This is a genomic window from Arthrobacter sp. C2, from assembly GCA_024207135.1.
GTDB lineage: Bacteria > Actinomycetota > Actinomycetes > Actinomycetales > Micrococcaceae > Paeniglutamicibacter.
The window spans coordinates 215,310-236,208 of the sequence record CP042428.1; the positions used below are offsets into that span (position 1 = coordinate 215,310).

Genomic DNA, 20,899 nt, shown 5'->3' on the forward strand with positions numbered 1-20,899 from the left:
TTGCCATGATTGATCTTCTTTCCGCCGAAATCGCCGAAATCACCGGCGGGCGACTCACCTCCTCGGCCAGCGCCGACACCTCCGTCCTCGGGGTCGACACCGACTCGCGTGCCTGTGAAACCGGTTGGCTCTTCGTGGCCAAGCCCGGGGAGTCCTCCGACGGACACCACTTCATCGACGCCGCCCTCAAGCAGGGTGCCGTGCTGGCCCTGGCCGAGCGCGAAACCGTGGCGCAGGACGGCACCGTCCACCCGGCGATCATCGTCCCCGACGCCGTCATCGCCATGGGCCAGATCGCCGCGGCCATCGTCGAGCGACTCAAGGCCTCCAACGGGCTGCGCGTGGTGGGCATCACCGGGTCGGCCGGCAAGACCACCACCAAGGACCTGCTCGCCGCGCTGCTGGGCGAACTCGGCCCGACCATCGCCCCGCTGGGCTCCTACAACGGCGAGGTCGGCGTCCCGCTGACCGTCTTCCGGGCCACCGCGGAGACCAAGTACCTGGTCGTGGAGATGGGTGCCACCGGCATCGGCCACATCACCTACCTCACCGACATGGTCCACCCCGAGGTCGGGGTCGTGCTGGGCGTCGGATCGGCCCACGCCGGGGAATTCGGCGGCATCGAAAACATCGCCAAGGCCAAGGGCGAAATGGTCGAGGCGCTTCCCGCCACCGGGCTCGCGGTGCTGAACAACGACGACAACCTCGTCGCGGCCATGCACACCCGCACCGTTGCGCCGGTGCTGCGCTTTGGCGTCCAGCGCACCGCGGGGGACGCCGCCGGCGTCTGGGCCCGCGACCTGGACGTCGACGCCAACGGCCACCCCGTCTTCACGCTCGTGGCGTCCGACGCCACCGAGCACCCGGTGACCTCCGGGCTCATCGGGCGCCACCACGTGGCCAACATCCTGGCCGCCGCCGCCGTGGCCGAATACCTGGGCCTGGCACCGGCGAAGATCGCCGCGACCCTGCAGGGCCTGGGCCCGGCCAGCCGCTGGCGGATGGAACGCTTCGAACGGGCCGACGGGGTGAGCATCATCAACGACGCCTACAACGCCAACCCGGACTCGATGCGCGCCGCGCTGCGCACGCTGGCCGAACTCGGCCTGCCCGACGCGCAGGGCAACGCCCGGCGCACCTGGGCGGTGCTGGGCGAAATGCTCGAACTCGGCGAGGAATCCCGCCACGAACACGACATGCTGGGCCGCATCGCGGTGCGCATGAACATCAAGAAACTGCTCGTCGTGGGGCGCGGGGCCAAGCTGGCCTACAACTCCGCGGTGCTCGAGGGCAGCTGGGGCGACGAGGCGTACTACGCCGAGGACGCCAAGGCCGCCGCCCGCATCCTGAACGAAAACCTGCTCCCGGGGGACATCGTGCTGTTCAAGTCCTCCAACGGTGCCGGCCTGCGGCACCTGGGCGACCAGATTGCCGGAACCAACAACGGCGCACCCGCCGCAAAGGAGGGCACCGCACTGTGATTGCTCTAATCATGGGATCAGGCATCGCCTTGATCTTCACGATGGTCACCATGCCATTGTTCATCCGCATGCTCAAGCGCCGGCAGTACGGCCAGGTGGTCCGCGACGACGGACCCACCTCGCACGCCACCAAGTCCGGCACCCCCACCATGGGCGGGGTCGTGATCATCGCCGCGGTGATCCTGAGCTACTTCGCCACCCACGGCCTGCTGTCCCTGATGGGCCGGCCCTCCGCCGGGGTGACCTCCAGTGGGCTGCTGCTGCTGCTGCTCTTCGGCGGGATGGGCGTGGTCGGGTTCCTCGACGACTTCATCAAGATCGCCAAAAAACGCTCGCTGGGCCTGCGCGCCTGGGAAAAGATCGTGCTGCAGGCGGCGGTGGGCATCGGCTTTGCCGTGCTGGCGCTGAACTTCCCCAACGAGAAGGGCCTGACCCCGGCCTCGACCGCGATCTCCTTCCTGCGCGACACCAACATCGATCTGGCCTTCGCCGGCCCGGTCCTGGGCCTGGTGCTGTTCGTGGTCTGGTCCAACCTGATCGTCACCGCCGCCACCAACGGCGTGAACCTCACCGACGGCCTGGACGGGCTGGCCACCGGCGCCTCCATCATGGTCTTCGGCGCCTACACCATCATCGGGATCTGGCAGCAGAACCAGGCCTGTGCCCTGCACGAGGCTGCCAACGTCTGCTACACCGTGCGCGACCCCATGGACCTGGCCCTGCTCGGCGCGATCCTCTGCGGCGCCTTGATCGGGTTCCTCTGGTGGAACGCGAAGCCGGCCAAGATCTTCATGGGCGACACCGGGTCGCTGGCCATCGGCGGCGCCGTGGCGGCCTTCGCCATCCTCTCCCGCACCCAGGTGCTGCTGGTCGTGCTGGCCGGGCTGTTCGTGATGATCACCTTCTCGGTGATCATCCAGGTCGGGTTCTTCAAGCTTTCGGGCGGCAAGCGCGTGTTCAAGATGGCGCCGCTGCAGCACCACTTCGAGCTCTCCGGCTGGGCCGAGGAGAACGTGGTGGTCCGCTTCTGGATCCTCGGCGGGCTGTTCGTGGCCGCCGGGCTGGGCATCTTCTACTCCGAATGGGTCGTTGGACTGTGACACCTGTCAATCTTGGGCACCTGGTCCGCTGGGAATCGGACTGGGCGGGGCTGCGCGTCGTCGTGGCGGGCCTGGGCCTGTCCGGCTTCTCCGCCGCCGACACGCTGATCGAACTCGGCGCCAAGGTCGTGGTCATCGACGGCGCCGACACCGAGGTGAACCGCTCGCGGGCCGACACGCTGAAGATCGTCGGCGCCACCGACGTGCTGCTGGGCCCCGCGCACACCGACGCGCTGCCGCTCATCGACGGGGCGGCCCCGCAGCTGCTCATCGCCTCCCCGGGCTGGAACCCGCGCCAACCCATGCTCGCCGCGGCCGCCGAGGCCGGGATCGAGATCTGGGGCGACGTGGAACTGGCCTGGCGCGTGCGCGAGAAGGCGGGCCGCAAGACCGCCGAATGGGTCGTCATCACCGGGACCAACGGCAAGACCACCACGGTGGGGATGACCGAGGCGATCTTCAGGGCCGCAGGCCTGCGCGCGGTTGCCGCCGGCAACGTCGGCACCCCGATCCTGGATGCGATCCGGGATCCGGAGGGCTTCGACGTGATCGCCGTGGAACTCTCCAGCTTCCAGCTGCACTTCACCCACAGCATCTCCCCGCTGGCCTCCGTGGTGCTGAACATCGCCGAGGACCACGTGGACTGGCACGGCGGGTTCGAAAACTACAAGGCCGACAAGGCCAAGATCTACGAGCGGACCCGCGTCGCGGCGATCTACAACGCCGAGGAGCCCGTGGTGGAGGCCATGGTCGAGAACGCCGACGTCATCGAGGGCTGCCGCGCCATCGGCTTCACCACCGGGGTCCCGGCGGTGAGCATGGTCGGGGTGGTCGAGGACCTGCTGGTGGACCGCGCCTTCCTGGAGGACCGCAGGAACTCGGCGGCCGAACTCATCGCCCTGAAGGACATCGGCGAGGTCGTGCCCCGGCACACCGCCGCCAACGCCGCGGCCGCTGCCGCCCTGGCCCGCGCCTACGGGGTCGAACCCGACGCGGTCGCCAGGGGCCTGGCCGGCTTCGACGCGGGGGACCACCGCATCCAGGCCGTGGCCCGCCGCGACGACGTGCTGTGGATCAACGATTCCAAGGCCACCAACCCGCACGCCGCCAACGCCTCGCTGGGCGCCTTCTCCTCGGTCATCTGGATCGCCGGGGGCCTGTCCAAGGGCGTGGAATACGACGAGTTGGTCTCGGCGCACGCCACCCGGCTCAAGGCGGTGGTGCTGATCGGCACCGACACCGCCAAGCTGCGCGAAGCCCTTGAACGACACGCGCCACTGGTGCCCGTGATCGGGCCCGGCGTGCGCGAAACTGAACGGGAGACCGCGGCCGGAACAACCGGCTCGGCAGCCGGCTGGGCCGTGATGGCCCGGGCCGTCACCGAAGCCGCCGGGATCGCCGAGCCCGGGGACACCGTGCTCATGGCACCGGCAGCAGCCTCAATGGACCAATTCACCTCATACGCACAACGCGGCAATGCCTTCATCGACGCGGTCCGTGCGCTCATGGGGGAGACAAGCAAGTAAGGAGCGACCGTGAGCGGCACTTCCCGGACCCCGCGCGGCAAGGGCGCCAAGGCCGGCACCCCGGGCCCCGCGCGCGGCCGGGGACGCGAGCCCCGCGGGCCCTCCGCCTGGTTCACCCGCCTCGAGGACCCCTCGCTGCGCGGCGCCCAGATCAACTACTACGTGGTGCTGGGCACCACGCTGGCGCTGACCTTCATGGGCCTGATCATGGTGCTTTCCTCCTCCTCGGTGGAGGCCATCGCCCGGAACAAGTCCGCCTTCGGCGACTTCTCCCGGCAGTCGATGTGGGCGATCCTCGGGGTCGCGGCCATGGTCGGCATGCAGATGCTGCCGCTGCGGACCCTCAAGAAGCTGGCCTGGCCGGCGTTGGGCGTCGCAGCGATTCTGCTGATGGCCGTGCTGGCCTTCGGCACCGAGATCTACGGCAACAAGAACTGGATCTACATCGGGTCCTTCTCCATCCAGCCCTCGGAGTTCGCCAAGGTCGCCCTGGCCCTGTGGGGCGCCTGGGTGGTCGAACGCAAGGCCAACCTGATGGACCAGTGGAAACACGCCGTCATCCCGCTGCTGGTGCCCTTCGGGCTGCTGGTGGTCGGGCTGGTGCTGCTGGGCCACGACCTGGGCACCGCGCTGATCCTGCTGCTGATCCTGGCCGTGGTGATGTTCGTCGGCGGCGCCAAGGCCAGGCTCTTCGTGCTGGCCGGGCTGCTGGGCGTGGTCGGGATCCTGGTGATGGTGCTGGTGGCGCCCAACCGCATGGGCCGCATCCTGGCGTGGCTGGGCATTGCCTGCGGGGACCTGAACGACTACTGCTACCAGGCCCAGCAGGGGTTGTTCGCTCTGGCCTCCGGCGGCTGGTTCGGCGTGGGGCTGGGCCAGTCGAGGCAGAAGTGGTCACACATCCCCGAGGCGCAGAACGACTTCATCTTCGCGGTGCTCGGCGAGGAACTGGGCCTGCTGGGCACCATCTTCGTGATCGTGCTCTACGCGATGCTGGCGGTGGCCATGTACCGGATTGCGGTGCGCACCGGGACCATCTTCGGGCGGGTGGCCATCAGCGGCATCATGGCCTGGCTCATCGGGCAGGCTTTCATCAACATCGGGATGGTCACCGGCCTGCTGCCGGTGATCGGGGTCCCGCTTCCCTTCATCTCCTCCGGCGGCTCGGCCCTGCTTGCCGCGTTCCTGGGCGTCGGGGTGGTACTGTCCTTTGCCCGGGAACAACGCGTTCGGCTGCAACCGGCCGGAACCGCGCGCGGGCTCGCGGCCCTGCTGGCCAGGGCGCGGTCCAAACGCTGAAACCACTTGACACACCTTCGAAAGCAGCACACCTTGCCCATGACTGACGCATTTGCCGTGGTGGTCGCCGGCGGCGGCACGGCCGGACACATCACCCCCATGATCGCGATCGCCGACGCCCTGCGCCAGGCGGACCCGGACGCCGCCGTGACCGCGGTGGGAACCGCCGACGGCCTGGAAACCAGGCTGGTCCCCGAGGCCGGCTACGAGCTGCGCACCATCGCCAAGGTGCCCATGCCGCGCCGTCCCTCGGTGGACCTGCTCAAGCTGCCCTTCCGCTTCCTGGCCGCGATCAAGGCCGCCGGGAGGATCCTGGACGACGCCGGGGCCCGGGCCGTGCTCGGGGTCGGCGGCTACGTGTGCACCCCGGTGTACCTCGCCGCCAGGAAGCGCAAGCTGCCGATCTTCATCCACGAGGCCAACGCCCGGGCCGGGCTGGCCAACAGGGTCGGCGCCCGCTTCGCCGCCGGCGTCGGGACGGCCTTCAGCGGCACCGGGCTGCCCGGGGCCAAGGTGGTGGGCATGCCGATGCGCGGCTTCGTGGCCACCATGGACCGGGCGGCGCAGCGCGATGCGGCCCGCGAGGCCCTGGGCTTCACCGGGGATGCACCGGCCCTGGTGGTCACCGGGGGCTCCTCGGGGGCCGCCTCGATCAACGCCACAATCGCCGCGTCGCTGCCGCTGCTGGCGCGCGCCGGGGTGCAGGTGCTGCACATCACCGGCCGCGGCAAGGCGGTGCTCGCGCCGGACGGCAAGCCGCTGTCCGCCGCGGGCTACCGGCAGGTCGAGTACGTGGACTCCATGGACCAGGCCTATGCCGCCGCCGACCTGATCGTCGCCCGCTCCGGGGCCGGCACGGTGTGCGAGCTCGCGGTGGCCGGGACCCCCTCGGTCTTGGTCCCGCTGCCCATCGGCAACGGGGAGCAGCGCCTGAACGCCGCCGACCTGGTCGCCGCCGGGGGAGCGCTGCTGGTGGAGGACGCGCAGTTCACCACCTCGTACCTGGCCAATACGCTGCTGCCGCTGCTGGCCGACAAGGAGGCGCTGGCCGCCATGGGGGCTGCCGCCAAGACCCAGGGCAAGACCGATGCCGCAGCGGTCATGGCCGCAATGATCCGCCAGGGCCTGGGCCGCACGACGCCGCCACCAACCACCACGGGAAGCTAAGGGACATGCAGGAACTACACACACTTGAGAACCTGGGCAACGTCCACCTGATGGGCATCGGCGGGGTCGGGGTCTCCGCGGTGGCCCGGCTGATGCTGGCCCGCGGCCTGAACGTCTCGGGATCCGACGCCAAGGAGCTGCCGGTCCTGGACGACCTGCGCGAGGCCGGGGCGCGGATCTGCGTGGGTTACGCCGCGCAGAACCTCGGCGACGCCGACACCGTGGTCATCTCCTCGATCATCAAGGCCGGAAACCCGGAGTACGACGAGGCCGTGGCCCGCGGGCTGCGGATCCTGCACCGCTCCGAGGGGCTGGCGGCCACCATGGAGGGCCACCGGGTCATCACCGTGGCCGGCACCCACGGCAAGACCACCACGACTTCGCTGATCGCCTTCATGCTGCGCGAGGCCGGGATCTCCCCGACCTTCGCCGTCGGGGCGAACATCGGTTCGCTGGGGTTCAACGCCGAGTACGGGCAGGGGCGGGTGTTCGTGGCCGAGGCCGACGAATCCGACGCCTCGTTCCTGAACTACTCCCCGGACGTCGCGCTGGTCACCAACATCGAGGCCGACCACCTTGACCACTACGGTTCCGTCGAGGCCGTGCACCAGGCTTTCTACGCCTTTGCCTCCCTGTTGCCCGAGGACGGGCTGCTGATCTGCTGCGCCGACGACCCCGGGTCGCTGGCCCTGGCCGAGCGGATGCGCCGCGAGCGCCCGGACCTGCGGGTTCAGACCTACGGATTCTCCGAGGACGCCGACCGCCGGCTGGCCGATGCGCACCCGCGCGGACAGCGTTTCGCCTGCACCCTGGAATGGGGCGCGGGGGAAACCGCGGAGCTGGAGCTCGCCCTGCCGGGGAACCACAACCTGCTCAACGCCGCGGCGGGCTTCGCCGTCGGCCTGGACTGCGGGCTGGATCCCGAGGTCGCGGTGGCCGGGCTCGGTGCCTTCACCGGGGCGGCGCGCCGCTTCGACTTCCGCGGCGAGGCCGCCGGGGTGCGGGTCTATGACGACTACGCCCACCACCCCACCGAGGTGCTGGCGGCGCTGCGTGCCGCCCGCGCCGTGGCCGGCGACGGGGCGGTCCACGTGCTGTTCCAGCCGCACCTGTTCTCCCGCACCAAGGAATTCCACCGCGAGTTCGCCGCGGCGCTCTCGCTGGCGGATTCGGCCTACGTGCTGGAGATCTATCCGGCGCGCGAAACCCCGATCCCCGGGGTGACCAGCGAATTGGTGACCCGCGAGCTGAACACCGCCGGCGGGCTGGTGTCCATGGGCCAGGCCGCCGGGGTGCTGGCCGCGGCCGCGAAGGCCGGCGACGTCATCATGACCATCGGAGCCGGGGACGTCACCGAGCAGGGCAGCGCCATCCTGGCCGCCCTGGAAGAACGCCCGGGCAGCTGATGCGGGGCAACACCGGGGCGGGGCCGGGGGAATCGAACGTCCTTGACCTGCCGCAGGACCCCGCGGTGCGCGCCAGGAACCGCTGGCTCATCGGCGGCGCGGTGGTCGCCGCGCTGGTCGTGGCACTGGTCCTGGTGCTGACGTTTTCCCCGATCCTGGCGATCAAGTCGATCACGGTCTCGGGCAACGAGCTGGTCAGCGAGAAGAAGATCCAGCAGGCCCTGGAACCGCTGCACGGGGTCCCGCTCTCGCGGGTCGGGACCGGCACGGTCATGGAGCTGCTGGCGGGGGAGCCGGCGGTGAAGGACGCGATCGTGCAGGCAGAGGCGAACAACACGCTGCAGGTCCAGGTCGTGGAATTCGTTCCGGTGGCGGTGCTGCTGGAAGGCAAGCAGCGTTCCCTGGTGGGCCCCGAGGGGCAGCGGTTGGCGAAGCTGGGTGCCAAGGACAAGCCGAAGCTTCCGACCATCCGCTCCTCGAAGGTGACCAAGGATCCCAAGGTGTTTGCGATGCTCACCCGGGTTCTCTCAGAACTACCCGATAAGCTGTTGGCGACGGTGGATCATGCAACGGCCACCAGCAAGGACTTTGTCGAGCTCAAGCTCAACGACGGGACACTGGTGATTTGGGGCAACGACCAGGATTCGGCGCTCAAGACAAAGGTTCTTGAAGCACTTCTGGGGGCCCCGAAGGACAAGAAGGCACCGATCAAGGTGTACGACATTTCCAGCCCGCAGCACCCGGTGGCCCGTTAACGGTCCGCCAAAGGCATAATTACAAGAAAAAAGAACGACTTAGGGGCGACACGCTGCCTTGGTCGTTGCATGTACGAACCACGAAACATAGCGTTTTAATAGCGGTTGCTTGACATAACTATAACCTTCGAGTTGAGGGTTAACGTTGGTCCGGTTGAGCTTCCTCGGTCAGCAGCACATCGAACAAGGGAATCAGGACGTGGCAGCTCCACAGAACTACCTCGCCGTCATCAAGGTCGTCGGCATCGGCGGTGGCGGCGTCAACGCCGTCAACCGCATGATCGAAGTTGGCCTGCGAGGCGTCGAATTTATTGCAATCAACACGGATGCGCAGGCATTGCTCATGAGCGATGCCGACGTCAAGCTCGATGTGGGACGCGAACTTACCCGTGGCCTGGGTGCCGGTGCCAACCCCGATGTGGGTCGCCAGGCAGCCGAGGACCACGCGGAGGAAATCGAGGAAGTGCTGCGCGGGGCCGATATGGTCTTCGTCACCGCCGGTGAAGGCGGTGGCACCGGTACCGGTGGCGCGCCGGTCATCGCACGCATCGCCCGCGGTCTGGGCGCACTGACCATTGGCGTGGTCACCCGTCCGTTCACCTTCGAAGGCCGTCGCCGCGCCACCAGCGCCGACAACGGCATCGAGGCGCTGCGCGACGAGGTCGACACCCTCATCGTCATCCCCAACGACCGCCTGCTTTCGATCTCCGACCGCAACGTCTCGGTCCTGGACGCCTTCCGCCAGGCCGACCAGGTGCTGCTTTCCGGCGTCCAGGGCATCACCGACCTGATCACCACCCCGGGCCTGATCAACCTCGACTTCGCCGATGTGAAGTCGGTCATGCAGGGAGCCGGCTCGGCACTCATGGGCATCGGCTCGGCACGCGGCGAGGATCGCGCGGTCAAGGCCGCCGAGCTCGCCATCGCCTCCCCGCTGCTCGAGGCCTCCATCGACGGCGCCCACGGCGTCCTGCTGTCCATCCAGGGCGGCTCGGACCTCGGCCTGTTCGAGATCAACGAGGCCGCACGCCTCGTCCAGGAAGTCGCACACCCGGAAGCCAACATCATCTTCGGTGCCGTCATCGACGACGCCCTGGGCGACGAGGCACGCGTAACGGTGATCGCCGCCGGCTTCGACCAGGTCGACGCCACCAGCGCCCCGCAGACCGTGCAACCGGCGGTCCGCAACGCCCCTGCGGCCCCGGCAGCGGCACCCGCCGCCCCGATGGCTGCACCGGCTGCGGCGCGCGAGGAAGTTCGCGCGGCGGTTGCCACGGCCGAGCCGGGCTTCGAGGAACTCCCTGCCATCGTTGAGCCGGACCTCTCGGCCACCAACGACGACCTGGATGTCCCCGACTTCCTGAAGTAGGCGGGAAACCGCCGGAGAGGGATCCTTCAAGGCCCACCATGTTGCGATACCAATCGACGCTCGCCCCGAGCGTGCACATTGCATTCACTTCCGTGGCCGAAGGAAACCTTGCCGTCCACGTTCCGGACGATCGCGACGCCGTGCTGCTGCGGCGTCGCGATCTGGAACAGGACCTGGGCCTGGGCCCGAAGCGGTTCAGCTACATGAACCAGATCCACTCGGCCACGGTGCTTGAGGTGGCCGAAGGATCCCGGGACACCGGGATTCTCACCTGCGACGCCCTCTTCTCCCCGGACGCCGCGTCGCCGCTGGCCGTGATGGTCGCCGACTGCGTTCCGGTGGTCTTCGTCGGAACCGGGGAGCACGGCGCGCTCAGCGCGGTCGCACACGCCGGACGACGCGGACTGCTCGACGGCATCCTGGGCGCCACCGCCGAACGCCTGCGTGCGGCCGGGGCCCGGCAGCTCGAGGCCTGGATCGGGCCGGCCATCTGCGGGTCCTGCTACGAGGTTCCCGAGGCCATGGCCGCCGAGGCCTGCGGGCAACGCCCCGGGATCGGATCCAGAACCCGCCAGGGAACCACCGGGCTGGACCTGCCGCACGCCGCGGCGGCCGAACTACGCGACCTTGGCGTCGGCGTCACCGAATCGGGGATCTGCACCCTGGAGAACGAGGACTACTTTTCCTACCGCAGGGATCCAGGCACCGGCCGCCTGGCCGGATTGGTGTGGGACACCGCCACCCCGGGTTCGCCGGAAACCGGACCGGGCGCACGGCGCTAGGCCGCGGGCCACCCCGGGCACCGCCTTCCGGGGCCCCGTGCACAACCCCCGCGGTGCGACACACCGCGCAATTCGCCCCAATGTCCTCCGGCACCGCCAAATGGTGCTGTAGCGTCTAGTTAGCGGAGAGACTTGCGGTTCGGTAAACCGCCGACCGCGCACGATCAAAAGGAGAAGACCATGGCTGGCGCATTGCGCAAGACAATGATCTACCTGGGACTCGCCGAGGGTGACGAGAACTTCGAGGCCGAGAAGCACGACATTGAAGCGCGTGAAGAAGTGCGTGTTGTCGAGCCGGTCCGCGAAGAGCCGGTTGCCGCACAGCCTGCTCCGGTAGCACCAGTGGCACCCCGCCCTGTCATCGAAAACGAATACCGGGCTCCGGTAACACCCATCAAGCGCGCACCTTCTGCACGGGACGAGGACTCTTCATTGCGTCAGATCACCACCGTTCATCCACGTTCTTACAATGATGCAAAAATCATTGGCGAGAACTTCCGTGATGGCATCCCCGTCATCATGAACGTCACGGACATGGGTGAAGCAGACGCCAAGCGCCTGGTTGATTTCTCCGCGGGGCTGGTCTTTGCCCTGCACGGCAGCATCGAGCGCGTCACCAACAAGGTGTTCCTGCTTTCACCCTCCACGGTCGAGGTCCTGGGTGAGGACAAGAAACAGTCCGAAGACCAGGCCACGTTTTTCAACCAGAGCTAAGTCCAAGGGTTCGTAGGAATAGTGGAGCTAATTTTCGCACTGCTGTATGTGGTGCTGACGGTGCTGCAAGTCATGTTGCTGTTGCGCATAGTGCTTGATGTCACGGAGTCGTTTGCGCGCTCGTGGCGTCCGCGCGGCATGGCGCTGGTCGCGGTCTCGCTGATCGCCAAGACCACCGACCCGCCGATGCGCTGGTTGCGCTCGCGCATAAAACCGCTGGATCTCGGGGGAATCCGCCTGGATCTGGCGTTCATCATTTTGTTCTTCGCCGTCATCGTGCTCAAGATTATTGTGAACAACCTGGGCATGGCCACGGTGCAGGGATAGGCCTTGAGAGAGGCATGAATTACGGTGCGACAAGGGCCAAGACAAGAGACTTTCAGAAAGAAAGTGCGTTGCCTTTAGCCTTTACCGGCCCAGTCGTTATAGTGTTGTCACATTAGGCGCAACGACTGCACCGGGTTGCGCACCAATAAACGGTAAGTGTACTCGAGCCGCACTTCAGCGGTTCGAGGAGAGAACCAAGTATCGAGGTGACCAGATGGCTCTCACGCCAGAAGATGTAGTCAACAAGCGATTTCAGCCGACGAAGTTTCGTGAAGGCTACGATCAGGATGAGGTTGACGATTTCCTAGACGAGATCGTTGTCGAGCTACGTCGTCTGACGCAGGAGAATGACGAACTGCGTCGCCGCCTGTCGGAAGCCGGCATCAGCGAAGGCGAACAGTCCGTTCCTGCCCCTGTGGCGGCCGCACCGGCAGCCAAGCCTGCCGAGGCCGACAAGCCCAAGGAAGCCAAGGCTCCCGAGGTCAAGAAGGAAGAGCCCAAGGCAGCCGAAGCGCCCAAGGCGGCAGAGCCGGCCAAGGTTGTTGCAGCAGCCCCGGCAGCAGCTCCCGCCCAGGCCTCCACCGCCGAATCGGCCGCAGGCGTTCTCGCCATGGCCCAGCGCCTGCACGACGAATACGTCTCCGCGGGTGTCGAGCAGCGTGACAAGATCATCGCCGAAGCCCAGGTCGAGGCCAACAGCCTCGTTTCCGAGGCCGAGGAGAAGAGCCGCAAGACCCTCTCCGCCCTGGAACAGCAGAAAACTGTCCTGGAGCGCAAGGTCGAGCAGCTGCGTGGCTTCGAACGCGACTACCGTGCACGCCTGAAGACCTACATCGAGGGCCAGCTTCGCGACCTCGAAGCCAAGGGCTCCATGGACACGGCAGACGCCAAGGACAACGGCTAATCTGCTTCACCACTTGCCTCGCATATTGATGGCTTAAGATTGTTGGCGGCCGGGTTACCGGCCGCCAACAATGCGTTAAAGGACATGATGGAAAACAGCTCCGTACCACCGGCACCACAGGGTGCCGCCAAGCCCGCGGCAGGCAGCGCCACCCGGCGCCACCTGGTGCTCGCCACGAGCACCCTGGCCGTCCTGGCGCTGGTCCTCGACCAGTTCACCAAGCGCATCGTTGAAACCAGCATGTACGAGGGCCAGGTGATCGATGTCTTCCCGCCGCTGCTGCGCTGGTACTTCATCAAGAACTCCGGTGCCGCCTTCTCCATGGGCGAGGGCGTCACCTGGATCTTCACCATCATCCAGGCCGCAGTGCTGCTCTATGTCGCGATCTTCCTGGTGCGCAAGGTCCGCGTCTGGTCCTGGGCACTGGCCCTGGGCGGGCTGATGGGCGGGGTCGCGGGAAACCTCACCGACCGGCTGTTCCGTCCGCCGTCCTTCGGGCACGGACACGTGGTCGACTTCATCGCCCTGCCCAACTTTGCCATCTTCAACGTCGCGGACATGTTCATCGTCTGTTCGATGGTCGCCATCTGCCTCCTGCTGTTCACCGGCCGGGAGCTCGACGGCAGCAGGTCCGGCTCCAAGAACAAGCCCGGGACCGATACGCAGGAGAAGCCGTGAACGGCGAACGCACCGAAACACTCCAGGTCTCCGAGGAAGAAGCCGGCACGCGCATCGATGCCTTCCTGGTCCAACGGCTGGGCATCTCCCGTGGCCAGGCGGCACTGCTGTGCAGCGAAGGCAACGTCACCATGGCCGGGAAGGCCCTGGGGAAGTCCCGCAAGGCCCCTGCGGGGGCAACCATCGAAGTCTTCATCCCGCTTCGTCCGGACCCACTAGAAATCAGGGTAGAACTCGTGGAAGACCTCAAGATCATTGCCGACGACGATGACTACGTCGTCATCGACAAGCCCGTGGGGGTCGCCGCACACCCCTCGCCGGGCTGGGTCGGGCCCACCGTCGTCGGGGCCCTGATGGCCGCGGGCTACCGGATTTCCACTTCCGGCGCCTCCGAACGGCAAGGCATCGTCCACCGCCTGGACGTCGGGACCAGCGGCCTGATGGTCGTCGCCAAGACCGAACGCGCCTACACGGCACTCAAGCGCGCCTTCAAGGAACGCACCCCGAAAAAGATCTACCACGCAGTGGTCCAGGGCCTGCCCGACCCGCTCGAGGGCACCATCAACGCCCCGCTGGGACGGCACCCGGGCCACGACTGGAAGTTCGCCGTCGTCGAGGACGGCCGCGACTCGGTGACCCACTACAAGGTCATCGAGGCCTTCGGCCGGGCCTCGCTGGTGGAGGTCAACCTGGAAACCGGGCGCACCCACCAGATCCGCGTGCATTTCTCCGCCCTGCGCCACCCCTGCGCAGGGGACCAGACCTACGGGGCCGACCCGAAGCTGGCCGCCGCACTGGGCCTGACCCGGCAGTGGCTGCACGCCCAGCGGCTGGGCTTCTTCCACCCGGTGAGCGGCGAATGGGTCGAATACACCAGTGAATACCCGCTGGATCTGAACAACGCCCTGGAAATGCTGCGCGACGGCACCTTCTAGGACCTTCGGCGGCACCCGCGGCACGGCTTCGGGTGCCGCTATTCACATCCGGTTCGATTGGCCAGCATTGCTTGACTCAACGGCCTAGACTGGATCGGTGGCTAGCTCTAATCGCGATGGATTCGTACACCTTCACACGCACACCGAATATTCAATGCTTGACGGTGCTGCGCGCCTGACAGAACTCTTTGAAGAGACCAACCGGCTCGGGATGACCGCCCTGGCCACCACCGACCACGGCTATTTGTTCGGTGCCTTCGACTTCTGGTCCAAGGCGACCGCCGCCGGCGTCAAGCCGATCATCGGCATCGAGGCCTATGTCACCCCGGGCACCGCGCGCGACGACAAGACCCGCGTGAAGTGGCGCACCGACGAGTCCCAGCGCCGCGACGACGTCTCCGGCGGTGGCCTCTACACCCACATGACGCTGTTGAGCTACAACAACACCGGCATGAAGAACCTGTTCAAGGCCTCCTCCATCGCCTCGCTCGACTCGGTCTTCGGCAAGTACCCGCGCCTTGACCGCGACCTGCTGAACACCTACCACGAGGGCATCATCGCCACCACCGGCTGCCCGTCCGGAGAGGTGCAGACCAAGCTCCGCCTGGGCCAGTACAACGAGGCCAAGGCGGCCGCCGCCGAGTTCCAGGACCTGTTCGGCAAGGAAAACTACTTCTGCGAGTTCATGGACCACGGCCTGGACATCGAACGCCGGGTCACCCAGGACCTGCTGCGCCTGGCCAAGGAACTGAACATCCCGCGGCTTGCCACCAACGACCTGCACTACACCCACGAGCACGACGCCCCGGCCCACGAGGCGCTGCTGGCCATCAACTCCGGGTCCACGCTGGACGAGCCGACGTACGACCAGGGCGGTTCGCGCTTCGCCTTCTCCGGTTCCGGCTACTACCTCAAGTCCCCGGCCGAAATGCGCCACCTATTCCGGGAAATGCCCGATGCCTGCGACAACACCCTGCTGATCGCCGAGCGCGCCGAGGTCTCCTTCGACACCAGCGCCAACTACATGCCGCGCTTCCCCTGCCCGCCTGGGGAGGACGAGACCAGTTGGCTGATCAAGGAAGTCGACGCCGGGCTGCACTACCGCTACCCCAACGGCATCCCGGACGACGTGCGACGCCAGGCTGACTACGAGCTGGACGTCATCATCAAGATGGGCTTCCCCGGCTACTTCCTGGTCGTGGCCGACTTCATCAACTGGTCCAAGGACAACGGCATCCGCGTGGGACCCGGGCGCGGCTCCGGCGCCGGGTCCATGGTCGCGTACGCCATGCGCATCACCGACCTCGACCCGCTGCACCACGGGCTGATCTTCGAACGCTTCCTGAACCCCGAGCGCGTCTCCATGCCCGACTTCGACGTCGACTTCGATGATAGGCGCCGCTCGGAAGTGATCAGGTACGTCACCGAGAAGTACGGCGACGAACGCGTGTCCATGATCGTGACCTACGGGTCGATCAAGACCAAGCAGGCGCTGAAGGACTCCTCGCGCGTGCTGGGCTACCCCTTCTCCATGGGCGAGCAGCTGACCAAGGCGCTGCCCCCGGCCGTCATGGCCAAGGACATCCCGCTCAACGACATCGAGGACCCCAAGTCCAAGCGCTACTCCGAGGCCGGGGACTTCCGCCAGTTGGTGGCCACCGACCCGGAAGCCGCGCGCGTCTTCGAGACCGCCAAGGGCCTGGAGGGGCTCAAACGCCAATGGGGCGTGCACGCCGCCGGGGTCATCATGAGCTCGGACCCGATCATCGACGTCATCCCGATCATGCGCCGCATCCAGGACGGCCAGGTCATCACGCAATTCGACTACCCGACCTGCGAAGGCCTGGGGCTGATCAAGATGGACTTCCTGGGGTTGCGCAACCTCACCATCATCTCCGACGCCCTGGAAAACATGAAGGCGAACCAGGGCGTTGACCTGGACCTGGAGCGCCTGGAACTCGACGACGCCGGTGCCTACGAACTGATGGCCCGCGGCGACACCCTGGGCGTGTTCCAGCTCGACGGCGGGCCCATGCGCTCGCTGCTCAAGCTCATGCGCCCGGACAACTTCGAAGACATCTCCGCGGTGCTCGCGCTGTACCGCCCGGGCCCGATGGGCGCGAACTCGCACAACAACTACGCGTTGCGCAAGAACAAGCTCCAGGAAGAAACCCCGATCCACCCGACCCTCCTGGAACCGCTGCGGGAGATCCTGGGAACCACCTACGGCCTGATCGTGTACCAGGAGCAGGTCATGTCCATCGCGCAGAAACTGGCCGGCTTCTCGCTGGGCCAGGCAGACATCTTGCGCCGCGCCATGGGCAAGAAGAAGAAATCGGAACTGGACAAGCAGTTTGCCGGCTTCTCCCAGGGCATGATCGACAACGGGTACAGCATGGAGGCCGTCAAGGCCCTGTGGGACATCCTGCTTCCCTTCTCCGACTACGCCTTCAACAAGGCGCACTCGGCCGCCTACGGCGTGATCTCCTACTGGACCGCGTACCTCAAGGCCCACTACCCCTCCGAATACATGGCTGCCCTGCTGACGTCCGTCGCGGACGACAAGGACAAGACGGCCATGTACCTGAACGAATGCCGGCACATGGGCATCACCGTGCTGGCGCCCGACGTGAACGAATCGGCGCTGAACTTCACCCCGGTCGGCACCGACATCCGCTTCGGCATGGGGGCCATCCGCAACGTCGGCGCCAACGTCGTCAACGCCCTGGTCGAGGCCCGGGCCGAAAAGGGCAACTTCGAGAACTTCGCGGACTTCCTGCAAAAGGTCCCCGCGGTGGTCTGCAACAAGCGCACCATCGAATCGCTGATCAAGGCCGGGGCCTTCGACTCCATGGGCCACGCGCGCCGCGCCCTGGTCGCCATCCACGAAGAGGCCGTGGACTCGGTCATCGCGGTCAAACGCAACGAGGCCGCCAACCAGTTCGACCTCTTCAGCGCGTTCGACGACCCGACCGCCGCGGCCGGCATGACCGTCGCGGTCCCGGACCTGCCGGACTGGGAAAAGAAGGACAAGCTCGCCTTCGAACGCGACATGCTGGGCCTGTATGTCTCGGACCACCCGCTCAAGGGACTGGGCGGGCTGCTGGCCCAAAACGCCGACATGTCCGTCACCCAGGTGCTCTCCGACGACGGGCCGCAGGACGGGCACACCGTCACCATCTGCGGCATGATCACCTCGCTGCAGCGCCGCATCGCCAAGAAGTCCGGCAACCCGTACGCGCGCTGCGAGATCGAGGACCTCTCCGGGTCCATGGAAACCATGTTCTTCGGCAACGCCTACGCCCCGATCGCCAACGTGCTGGCCGAGGACCTGATCGTGGTGGTCAAGGGCCGGGTGCAGAAACGCGACGACGGCTCCATCACGCTCAACGCCCAGGAGCTCACGGTCCCGGAAATCAGCGAGGACGGCGAGGGCGGGCCGGTGGTCATTTCCATGGCCAACCACAAGGCCACCGAGGAAGTCATCTCCGCCCTCGGCGACGTGCTGCGCGTGCACCAGGGCACCACCGAGGTGCGGGTGAAGCTGCACAGCACCCGCGGGACCTCGCTGGTGCGCCTGGGCATGGAATACCGGGTCAACCCGAACTCCGCGCTCTTCGGGGACCTCAAGGTGCTGCTGGGCCCCACCTGCCTGGACGGCTAGGGCCCTGGTCCCCGCTGCGCCGCGGCCGCGGCACCGGCGCGGCTACTGCTGCCCGGGCGCCGGGGCGTAGGCGTCGGCCAGCGCGGGATAGAATTCGTCCCACGCCACCTCGTCCGGGTCTTCCCCCAGGGTGTGGGCGATAGCCCGTTGCATGTAGTATTCCCAGCCCGGCCCCATGTTCCGCGGGTCGTCCGCATCACCGAGCACCTGGTGGAATTCCAGCTCGCACCCGCCGGCGGCCGGCCGGATGACCAGGCCCATGCCCCAGCCGCCGAACTTGCTGGTCGTGGTGTACTCGAGTTCGTGCGGCGCCCGGCACCGGGTGATGTCCAATTCCTCGGGATCCGATTCCTGCCCGCCCTCGAGCATGGAGAAGGTGCGCTTGCCGGTGGCCTCGTCGGTGCGCAGCACCCCGATCCACCCGGCCAGGGCGGTGGCGTCAGTGAAGGTTTCCCAAAGCCGCTGCGGAGTTACCTCCACGGAGCGGGTGATGACGATCCGGGACTTGCCCTCGTGCAATTGTGTCGATCCGTTTGCCTCGCGCATGGTGAATTGTTTCCTTTGCCCATCGATGGTTTGGTCCTGGAAGAAGCCTAGGCCACCGGGCACGGCGGCGGACAGGAACATGGGCCCGGTGGCACCGGGATTACGACGCCGGAGTCCTCTGCGGCCTCGGCTGCCGCACCCGGGCCCGGCTCGCGATAAACTGGCATGGTGACTTCCAACGTACGCCCCCAGACCTTTTCCGCGCTCCAGGACCTCGACCTGCGAGGTGCCGCCCTGGACCATGCCAGCCTCAAGGCGGTGCTGCCGCGCCCGGAACTGAACTTCGCCACCGCGGCAGAAGCGGTCGAATCGATCATCCGCCGCGTGCGCACCGACGGATTCTCCGCGCTGTCCGAGCTGGCCGAGCAGTTCGACGGCGTGCAGCAGGACCACACCCGGGTCCCGGCAGACGCCATGGAACGGGCGCTGGCGGAGCTTGACCCCGAGGTGCGGGCGGGCCTGGAGGAATCCATCGCCCGGGCCCGCGTCTTTGCCGCGGCCCAGGTGCCCGGCGAGACCCGCGTCGAATACGGCGCCGGTGCCGCCGTCACCCAGCGCTGGGTCCCGGTGCGCCGGGTGGGCCTGTACGTCCCGGGCGGGCTGGCCGTGTACCCCAGCTCGGTGATCATGAACGCGGTGCCGGCCCTGGCCGCTGGCGTCGGCTCCCTGGCCATCGCCTCGCCCCCGCAGAAGGAGTTCGGCGGGCTGCCCCACCCCGTGATCCTGGCCGCCGCCCAGTTGCTGGGCGTCGGCGAGGTCCACGCCATCGGCGGGGCCCAGGCCATTGCCGCCTTCGCCTACGGCGTCCCGGCCGGCGCTGAAATGGACCCGGCGCTGGCCATCGAGCCCGTGGACGTGGTCACGGGTCCCGGGAACCTCTTCGTGGCCACCGCCAAGCGCCTGGTCAAGGGCGTGGTCGGCATCGACGCCGAGGCCGGGCCCACCGAGATCGCCATCCTTGCCGACGCCACGGCGAACCCCGCCTTCATCGCCGCCGACATGGTCTCGCAGGCCGAGCACGACCCCAACGCCGCCGCGGTGCTGGTCACCGATTCCCCGGCGCTTGCCGAGGCGGTGCGCGAGGCGCTGGAAAACCAGTGCGCCACCACGAAGCACTCCGAGCGGGTGCGCATCGCGCTGGGCGGGAACCAGTCGGCGATCATCCTGGTCGACGACGTCGCCGCCGGGATCGCCGTGTGCAACGTGTACGCCGCCGAGCACCTGGAAATCCACACGGCCGACGCGGCAGCCGACGCCGCGAGGATCACCGCGGCGGGTGCCGTGTTCGTCGGGCCCAACGCCCCGGTGAGCCTGGGGGACTACTGCGCCGGCTCCAACCACGTCCTGCCGACCAGCGGCACCGCGGCCTTCGCCTCGGGGTTGAACGTGAACACCTTCCTGAAGGCCATCCAGGTCATCGACTACGACCGTGCCGCCCTGGCCACGGTGGCACCGCACGTGATCGCGCTGGCCAACGCCGAGGACCTGCCGGCCCACGGGGACGCGGTGGCCATCCGCTTCCCGTGAGGCGCCCGGGGCAACCCGGCCGCAATGGTGCCTGATTGTGAGTACGACCACAACATGTGGTAATCACATTGTTGTGATTAGGCTATATATGGCCCTAAACTGATCCCGGGCACGTATGTGCCCGGCAAAAAGACCCGAGAAAGGGGTGCCATGTACTGTCCCTATTGCAGGCACACCGATTCGCGCGTCGTGGACAGCCGGCTGACCGACGACGGCACCGCGATCCGCCGCCGCCGGCAGTGCGCCGCCTGCGGACGCCGGTTCAGCACCGCCGAGACCACCAGCCTGAACGTGCTCAAGCGTTCCGGGGTGGCCGAGCCGTTCAGCCGCGCGAAGGTCATCAACGGCGTGCGCAAGGCCTGCCAGGGCCGGCCCGTCACGGACGACGACCTGGCCATGCTGGCCCAGGAGGTCGAGGAAGCGGTGCGCTCCAGCGGAGCGGCGGAAATCAACGCCCGCGAGGTCGGGCTGGCAATCCTTGCCCCGCTGCAGCGCCTCGACGAGGTGGCCTACCTGCGCTTTGCCAGCGTCTACCAGGACTTCAAGTCGCTCGAGGACTTCGAGCTGGCCATCGCCAAGCTGCGGGCCGAACGCGAGACCCGGCCGGTGGGGCACCAGCGCCCGCTCGGCGCCCGCTAGGACGGAAGGCCCGCAGGGGCCCGTGGCATCAACCGCAAACGGCGGGCCGCCTGGCCATTCCCTCCACCGAAACGTGAATG

Annotated in this window: 18 protein-coding genes; 17 read left to right on the forward strand and 1 reads right to left on the reverse strand. The window is 67.4% G+C overall.

Annotated elements, in window-relative coordinates:
- Positions 1–5 precede the first annotated feature (5 nt).
- The 15 genes from FPY90_RS00960 (at position 6) to dnaE (ending at position 18,107) form a co-directional block, all read left to right on the forward strand.
- A complete protein-coding gene (locus FPY90_RS00960) occupies positions 6–1,481 on the forward strand; it encodes a UDP-N-acetylmuramoyl-tripeptide--D-alanyl-D-alanine ligase (protein ID WP_498683354.1) in 1,476 nt (491 codons plus the stop codon).
- Complete coding sequence (gene mraY, locus FPY90_RS00965; protein ID WP_071213510.1) at positions 1,478–2,581, forward strand: phospho-N-acetylmuramoyl-pentapeptide-transferase; 1,104 nt, start codon at positions 1,478–1,480, stop codon at positions 2,579–2,581. Before FPY90_RS00960 ends, mraY begins: the two co-directional genes overlap by 4 nt.
- Positions 2,563–4,107 (forward strand): UDP-N-acetylmuramoyl-L-alanine--D-glutamate ligase, encoded by a 1,545-nt coding sequence (murD, locus tag FPY90_RS00970; protein ID WP_071213509.1) that lies wholly within the window; start codon positions 2,563–2,565, stop codon positions 4,105–4,107. The genes mraY and murD overlap by 19 nt, the downstream gene beginning before the upstream one ends.
- Positions 4,108–4,116: 9 nt before the next feature.
- Positions 4,117–5,406, forward strand: coding sequence for a putative lipid II flippase FtsW (gene ftsW, locus FPY90_RS00975; RefSeq protein ID WP_071213508.1), 1,290 nt, complete (start codon positions 4,117–4,119; stop codon positions 5,404–5,406).
- 39 nt (positions 5,407–5,445) lie between these two features.
- On the forward strand, positions 5,446–6,573 hold the full coding sequence (murG, locus tag FPY90_RS00980; protein WP_498683359.1) for an undecaprenyldiphospho-muramoylpentapeptide beta-N-acetylglucosaminyltransferase: 1,128 nt from the start codon (positions 5,446–5,448) through the stop codon (positions 6,571–6,573).
- A gap of 5 nt (positions 6,574–6,578) precedes the next feature.
- On the forward strand, positions 6,579–7,979 hold the full coding sequence (gene murC, locus FPY90_RS00985) for a UDP-N-acetylmuramate--L-alanine ligase (protein ID WP_498683361.1): 1,401 nt from the start codon (positions 6,579–6,581) through the stop codon (positions 7,977–7,979).
- The gene (locus FPY90_RS00990) at positions 7,979–8,734 is read left to right on the forward strand and encodes a cell division protein FtsQ/DivIB (protein WP_071213505.1); all 756 of its coding nucleotides are present in this window, start codon (positions 7,979–7,981) and stop codon (positions 8,732–8,734) included. Before murC ends, FPY90_RS00990 begins: the two co-directional genes overlap by 1 nt.
- A gap of 199 nt (positions 8,735–8,933) precedes the next feature.
- Positions 8,934–10,103, forward strand: a complete 1,170-nt coding sequence (gene ftsZ, locus FPY90_RS00995) for a cell division protein FtsZ (RefSeq protein ID WP_071213504.1) — start codon at positions 8,934–8,936, stop codon at positions 10,101–10,103.
- Between the two features lie 38 nt (positions 10,104–10,141).
- Positions 10,142–10,885 carry a purine nucleoside phosphorylase YfiH/LACC1 family protein gene (locus FPY90_RS01000; RefSeq protein WP_071213503.1) on the forward strand — a complete coding sequence of 248 codons (744 nt, stop codon included), beginning with the start codon at positions 10,142–10,144 and terminating at the stop codon, positions 10,883–10,885.
- Positions 10,886–11,065: 180 nt separating this feature from the next.
- A complete protein-coding gene (locus FPY90_RS01005; protein WP_071213502.1) occupies positions 11,066–11,599 on the forward strand; it encodes a cell division protein SepF in 534 nt (177 codons plus the stop codon).
- 21 nt (positions 11,600–11,620) lie between these two features.
- Complete coding sequence (locus FPY90_RS01010; RefSeq protein ID WP_071213501.1) at positions 11,621–11,926, forward strand: YggT family protein; 306 nt, start codon at positions 11,621–11,623, stop codon at positions 11,924–11,926.
- A gap of 214 nt (positions 11,927–12,140) precedes the next feature.
- Entirely contained in the window at positions 12,141–12,830 is a 690-nt protein-coding gene (locus tag FPY90_RS01015) for a DivIVA domain-containing protein (RefSeq protein ID WP_071213500.1), read from the forward strand.
- 87 nt (positions 12,831–12,917) lie between these two features.
- Positions 12,918–13,508 carry a signal peptidase II gene (gene lspA / locus FPY90_RS01020; protein WP_083411000.1) on the forward strand — a complete coding sequence of 197 codons (591 nt, stop codon included), beginning with the start codon at positions 12,918–12,920 and terminating at the stop codon, positions 13,506–13,508.
- On the forward strand, positions 13,505–14,443 hold the full coding sequence (locus FPY90_RS01025; protein WP_071213499.1) for an RluA family pseudouridine synthase: 939 nt from the start codon (positions 13,505–13,507) through the stop codon (positions 14,441–14,443). Before lspA ends, FPY90_RS01025 begins: the two co-directional genes overlap by 4 nt.
- 154 nt (positions 14,444–14,597) lie before the next feature.
- Complete coding sequence (gene dnaE / locus FPY90_RS01030) at positions 14,598–18,107, forward strand: DNA polymerase III subunit alpha (protein WP_071213498.1); 3,510 nt, start codon at positions 14,598–14,600, stop codon at positions 18,105–18,107.
- A gap of 42 nt (positions 18,108–18,149) precedes the next feature.
- Here dnaE and FPY90_RS01035 read toward each other — a convergent pair whose 3' ends face one another.
- On the reverse strand, positions 18,150–18,653 hold the full coding sequence (locus FPY90_RS01035; RefSeq protein ID WP_498683364.1) for an SRPBCC domain-containing protein: 504 nt from the start codon (positions 18,651–18,653) through the stop codon (positions 18,150–18,152).
- Positions 18,654–18,818: 165 nt separating this feature from the next.
- Between FPY90_RS01035 and hisD the strand changes: the two genes are divergently transcribed.
- Complete coding sequence (gene hisD / locus FPY90_RS01040) at positions 18,819–20,180, forward strand: histidinol dehydrogenase (RefSeq protein WP_071213496.1); 1,362 nt, start codon at positions 18,819–18,821, stop codon at positions 20,178–20,180.
- 150 nt (positions 20,181–20,330) lie between these two features.
- Entirely contained in the window at positions 20,331–20,819 is a 489-nt protein-coding gene (nrdR, locus tag FPY90_RS01045) for a transcriptional regulator NrdR (protein ID WP_071213495.1), read from the forward strand.
- The last annotated feature ends 80 nt before the right edge of the window (positions 20,820–20,899 follow it).

Bases quoted from the DNA above. Each gene is read 5' to 3' on its own strand.
- FPY90_RS01015 (WP_071213500.1), top strand. From the start codon at position 12,141: ATGGCTCTCACGCCAGAAGATGTAGTCAACAAGCGATTTCAGCCGACG.
- lspA (WP_083411000.1), top strand. From the start codon at position 12,918: ATGGAAAACAGCTCCGTACCACCGGCACCACAGGGTGCCGCCAAGCCC.
- dnaE (WP_071213498.1), top strand. From the start codon at position 14,598: ATGCTTGACGGTGCTGCGCGCCTGACAGAACTCTTTGAAGAGACCAAC.
- murC (WP_498683361.1), top strand. From the start codon at position 6,579: ATGCAGGAACTACACACACTTGAGAACCTGGGCAACGTCCACCTGATG.
- FPY90_RS00960 (WP_498683354.1), top strand. From the start codon at position 6: ATGATTGATCTTCTTTCCGCCGAAATCGCCGAAATCACCGGCGGGCGA.
- murD (WP_071213509.1), top strand. From the start codon at position 2,563: ATGGGTCGTTGGACTGTGACACCTGTCAATCTTGGGCACCTGGTCCGC.
- FPY90_RS01000 (WP_071213503.1), top strand. From the start codon at position 10,142: ATGTTGCGATACCAATCGACGCTCGCCCCGAGCGTGCACATTGCATTC.
- hisD (WP_071213496.1), top strand. From the start codon at position 18,819: ATGGTGACTTCCAACGTACGCCCCCAGACCTTTTCCGCGCTCCAGGAC.
- nrdR (WP_071213495.1), top strand. From the start codon at position 20,331: ATGTACTGTCCCTATTGCAGGCACACCGATTCGCGCGTCGTGGACAGC.
- FPY90_RS00990 (WP_071213505.1), top strand. From the start codon at position 7,979: ATGCGGGGCAACACCGGGGCGGGGCCGGGGGAATCGAACGTCCTTGAC.
- murG (WP_498683359.1), top strand. From the start codon at position 5,446: ATGACTGACGCATTTGCCGTGGTGGTCGCCGGCGGCGGCACGGCCGGA.
- FPY90_RS01035 (WP_498683364.1), bottom strand. From the start codon at position 18,653: ATGCGCGAGGCAAACGGATCGACACAATTGCACGAGGGCAAGTCCCGG.
- FPY90_RS01005 (WP_071213502.1), top strand. From the start codon at position 11,066: ATGGCTGGCGCATTGCGCAAGACAATGATCTACCTGGGACTCGCCGAG.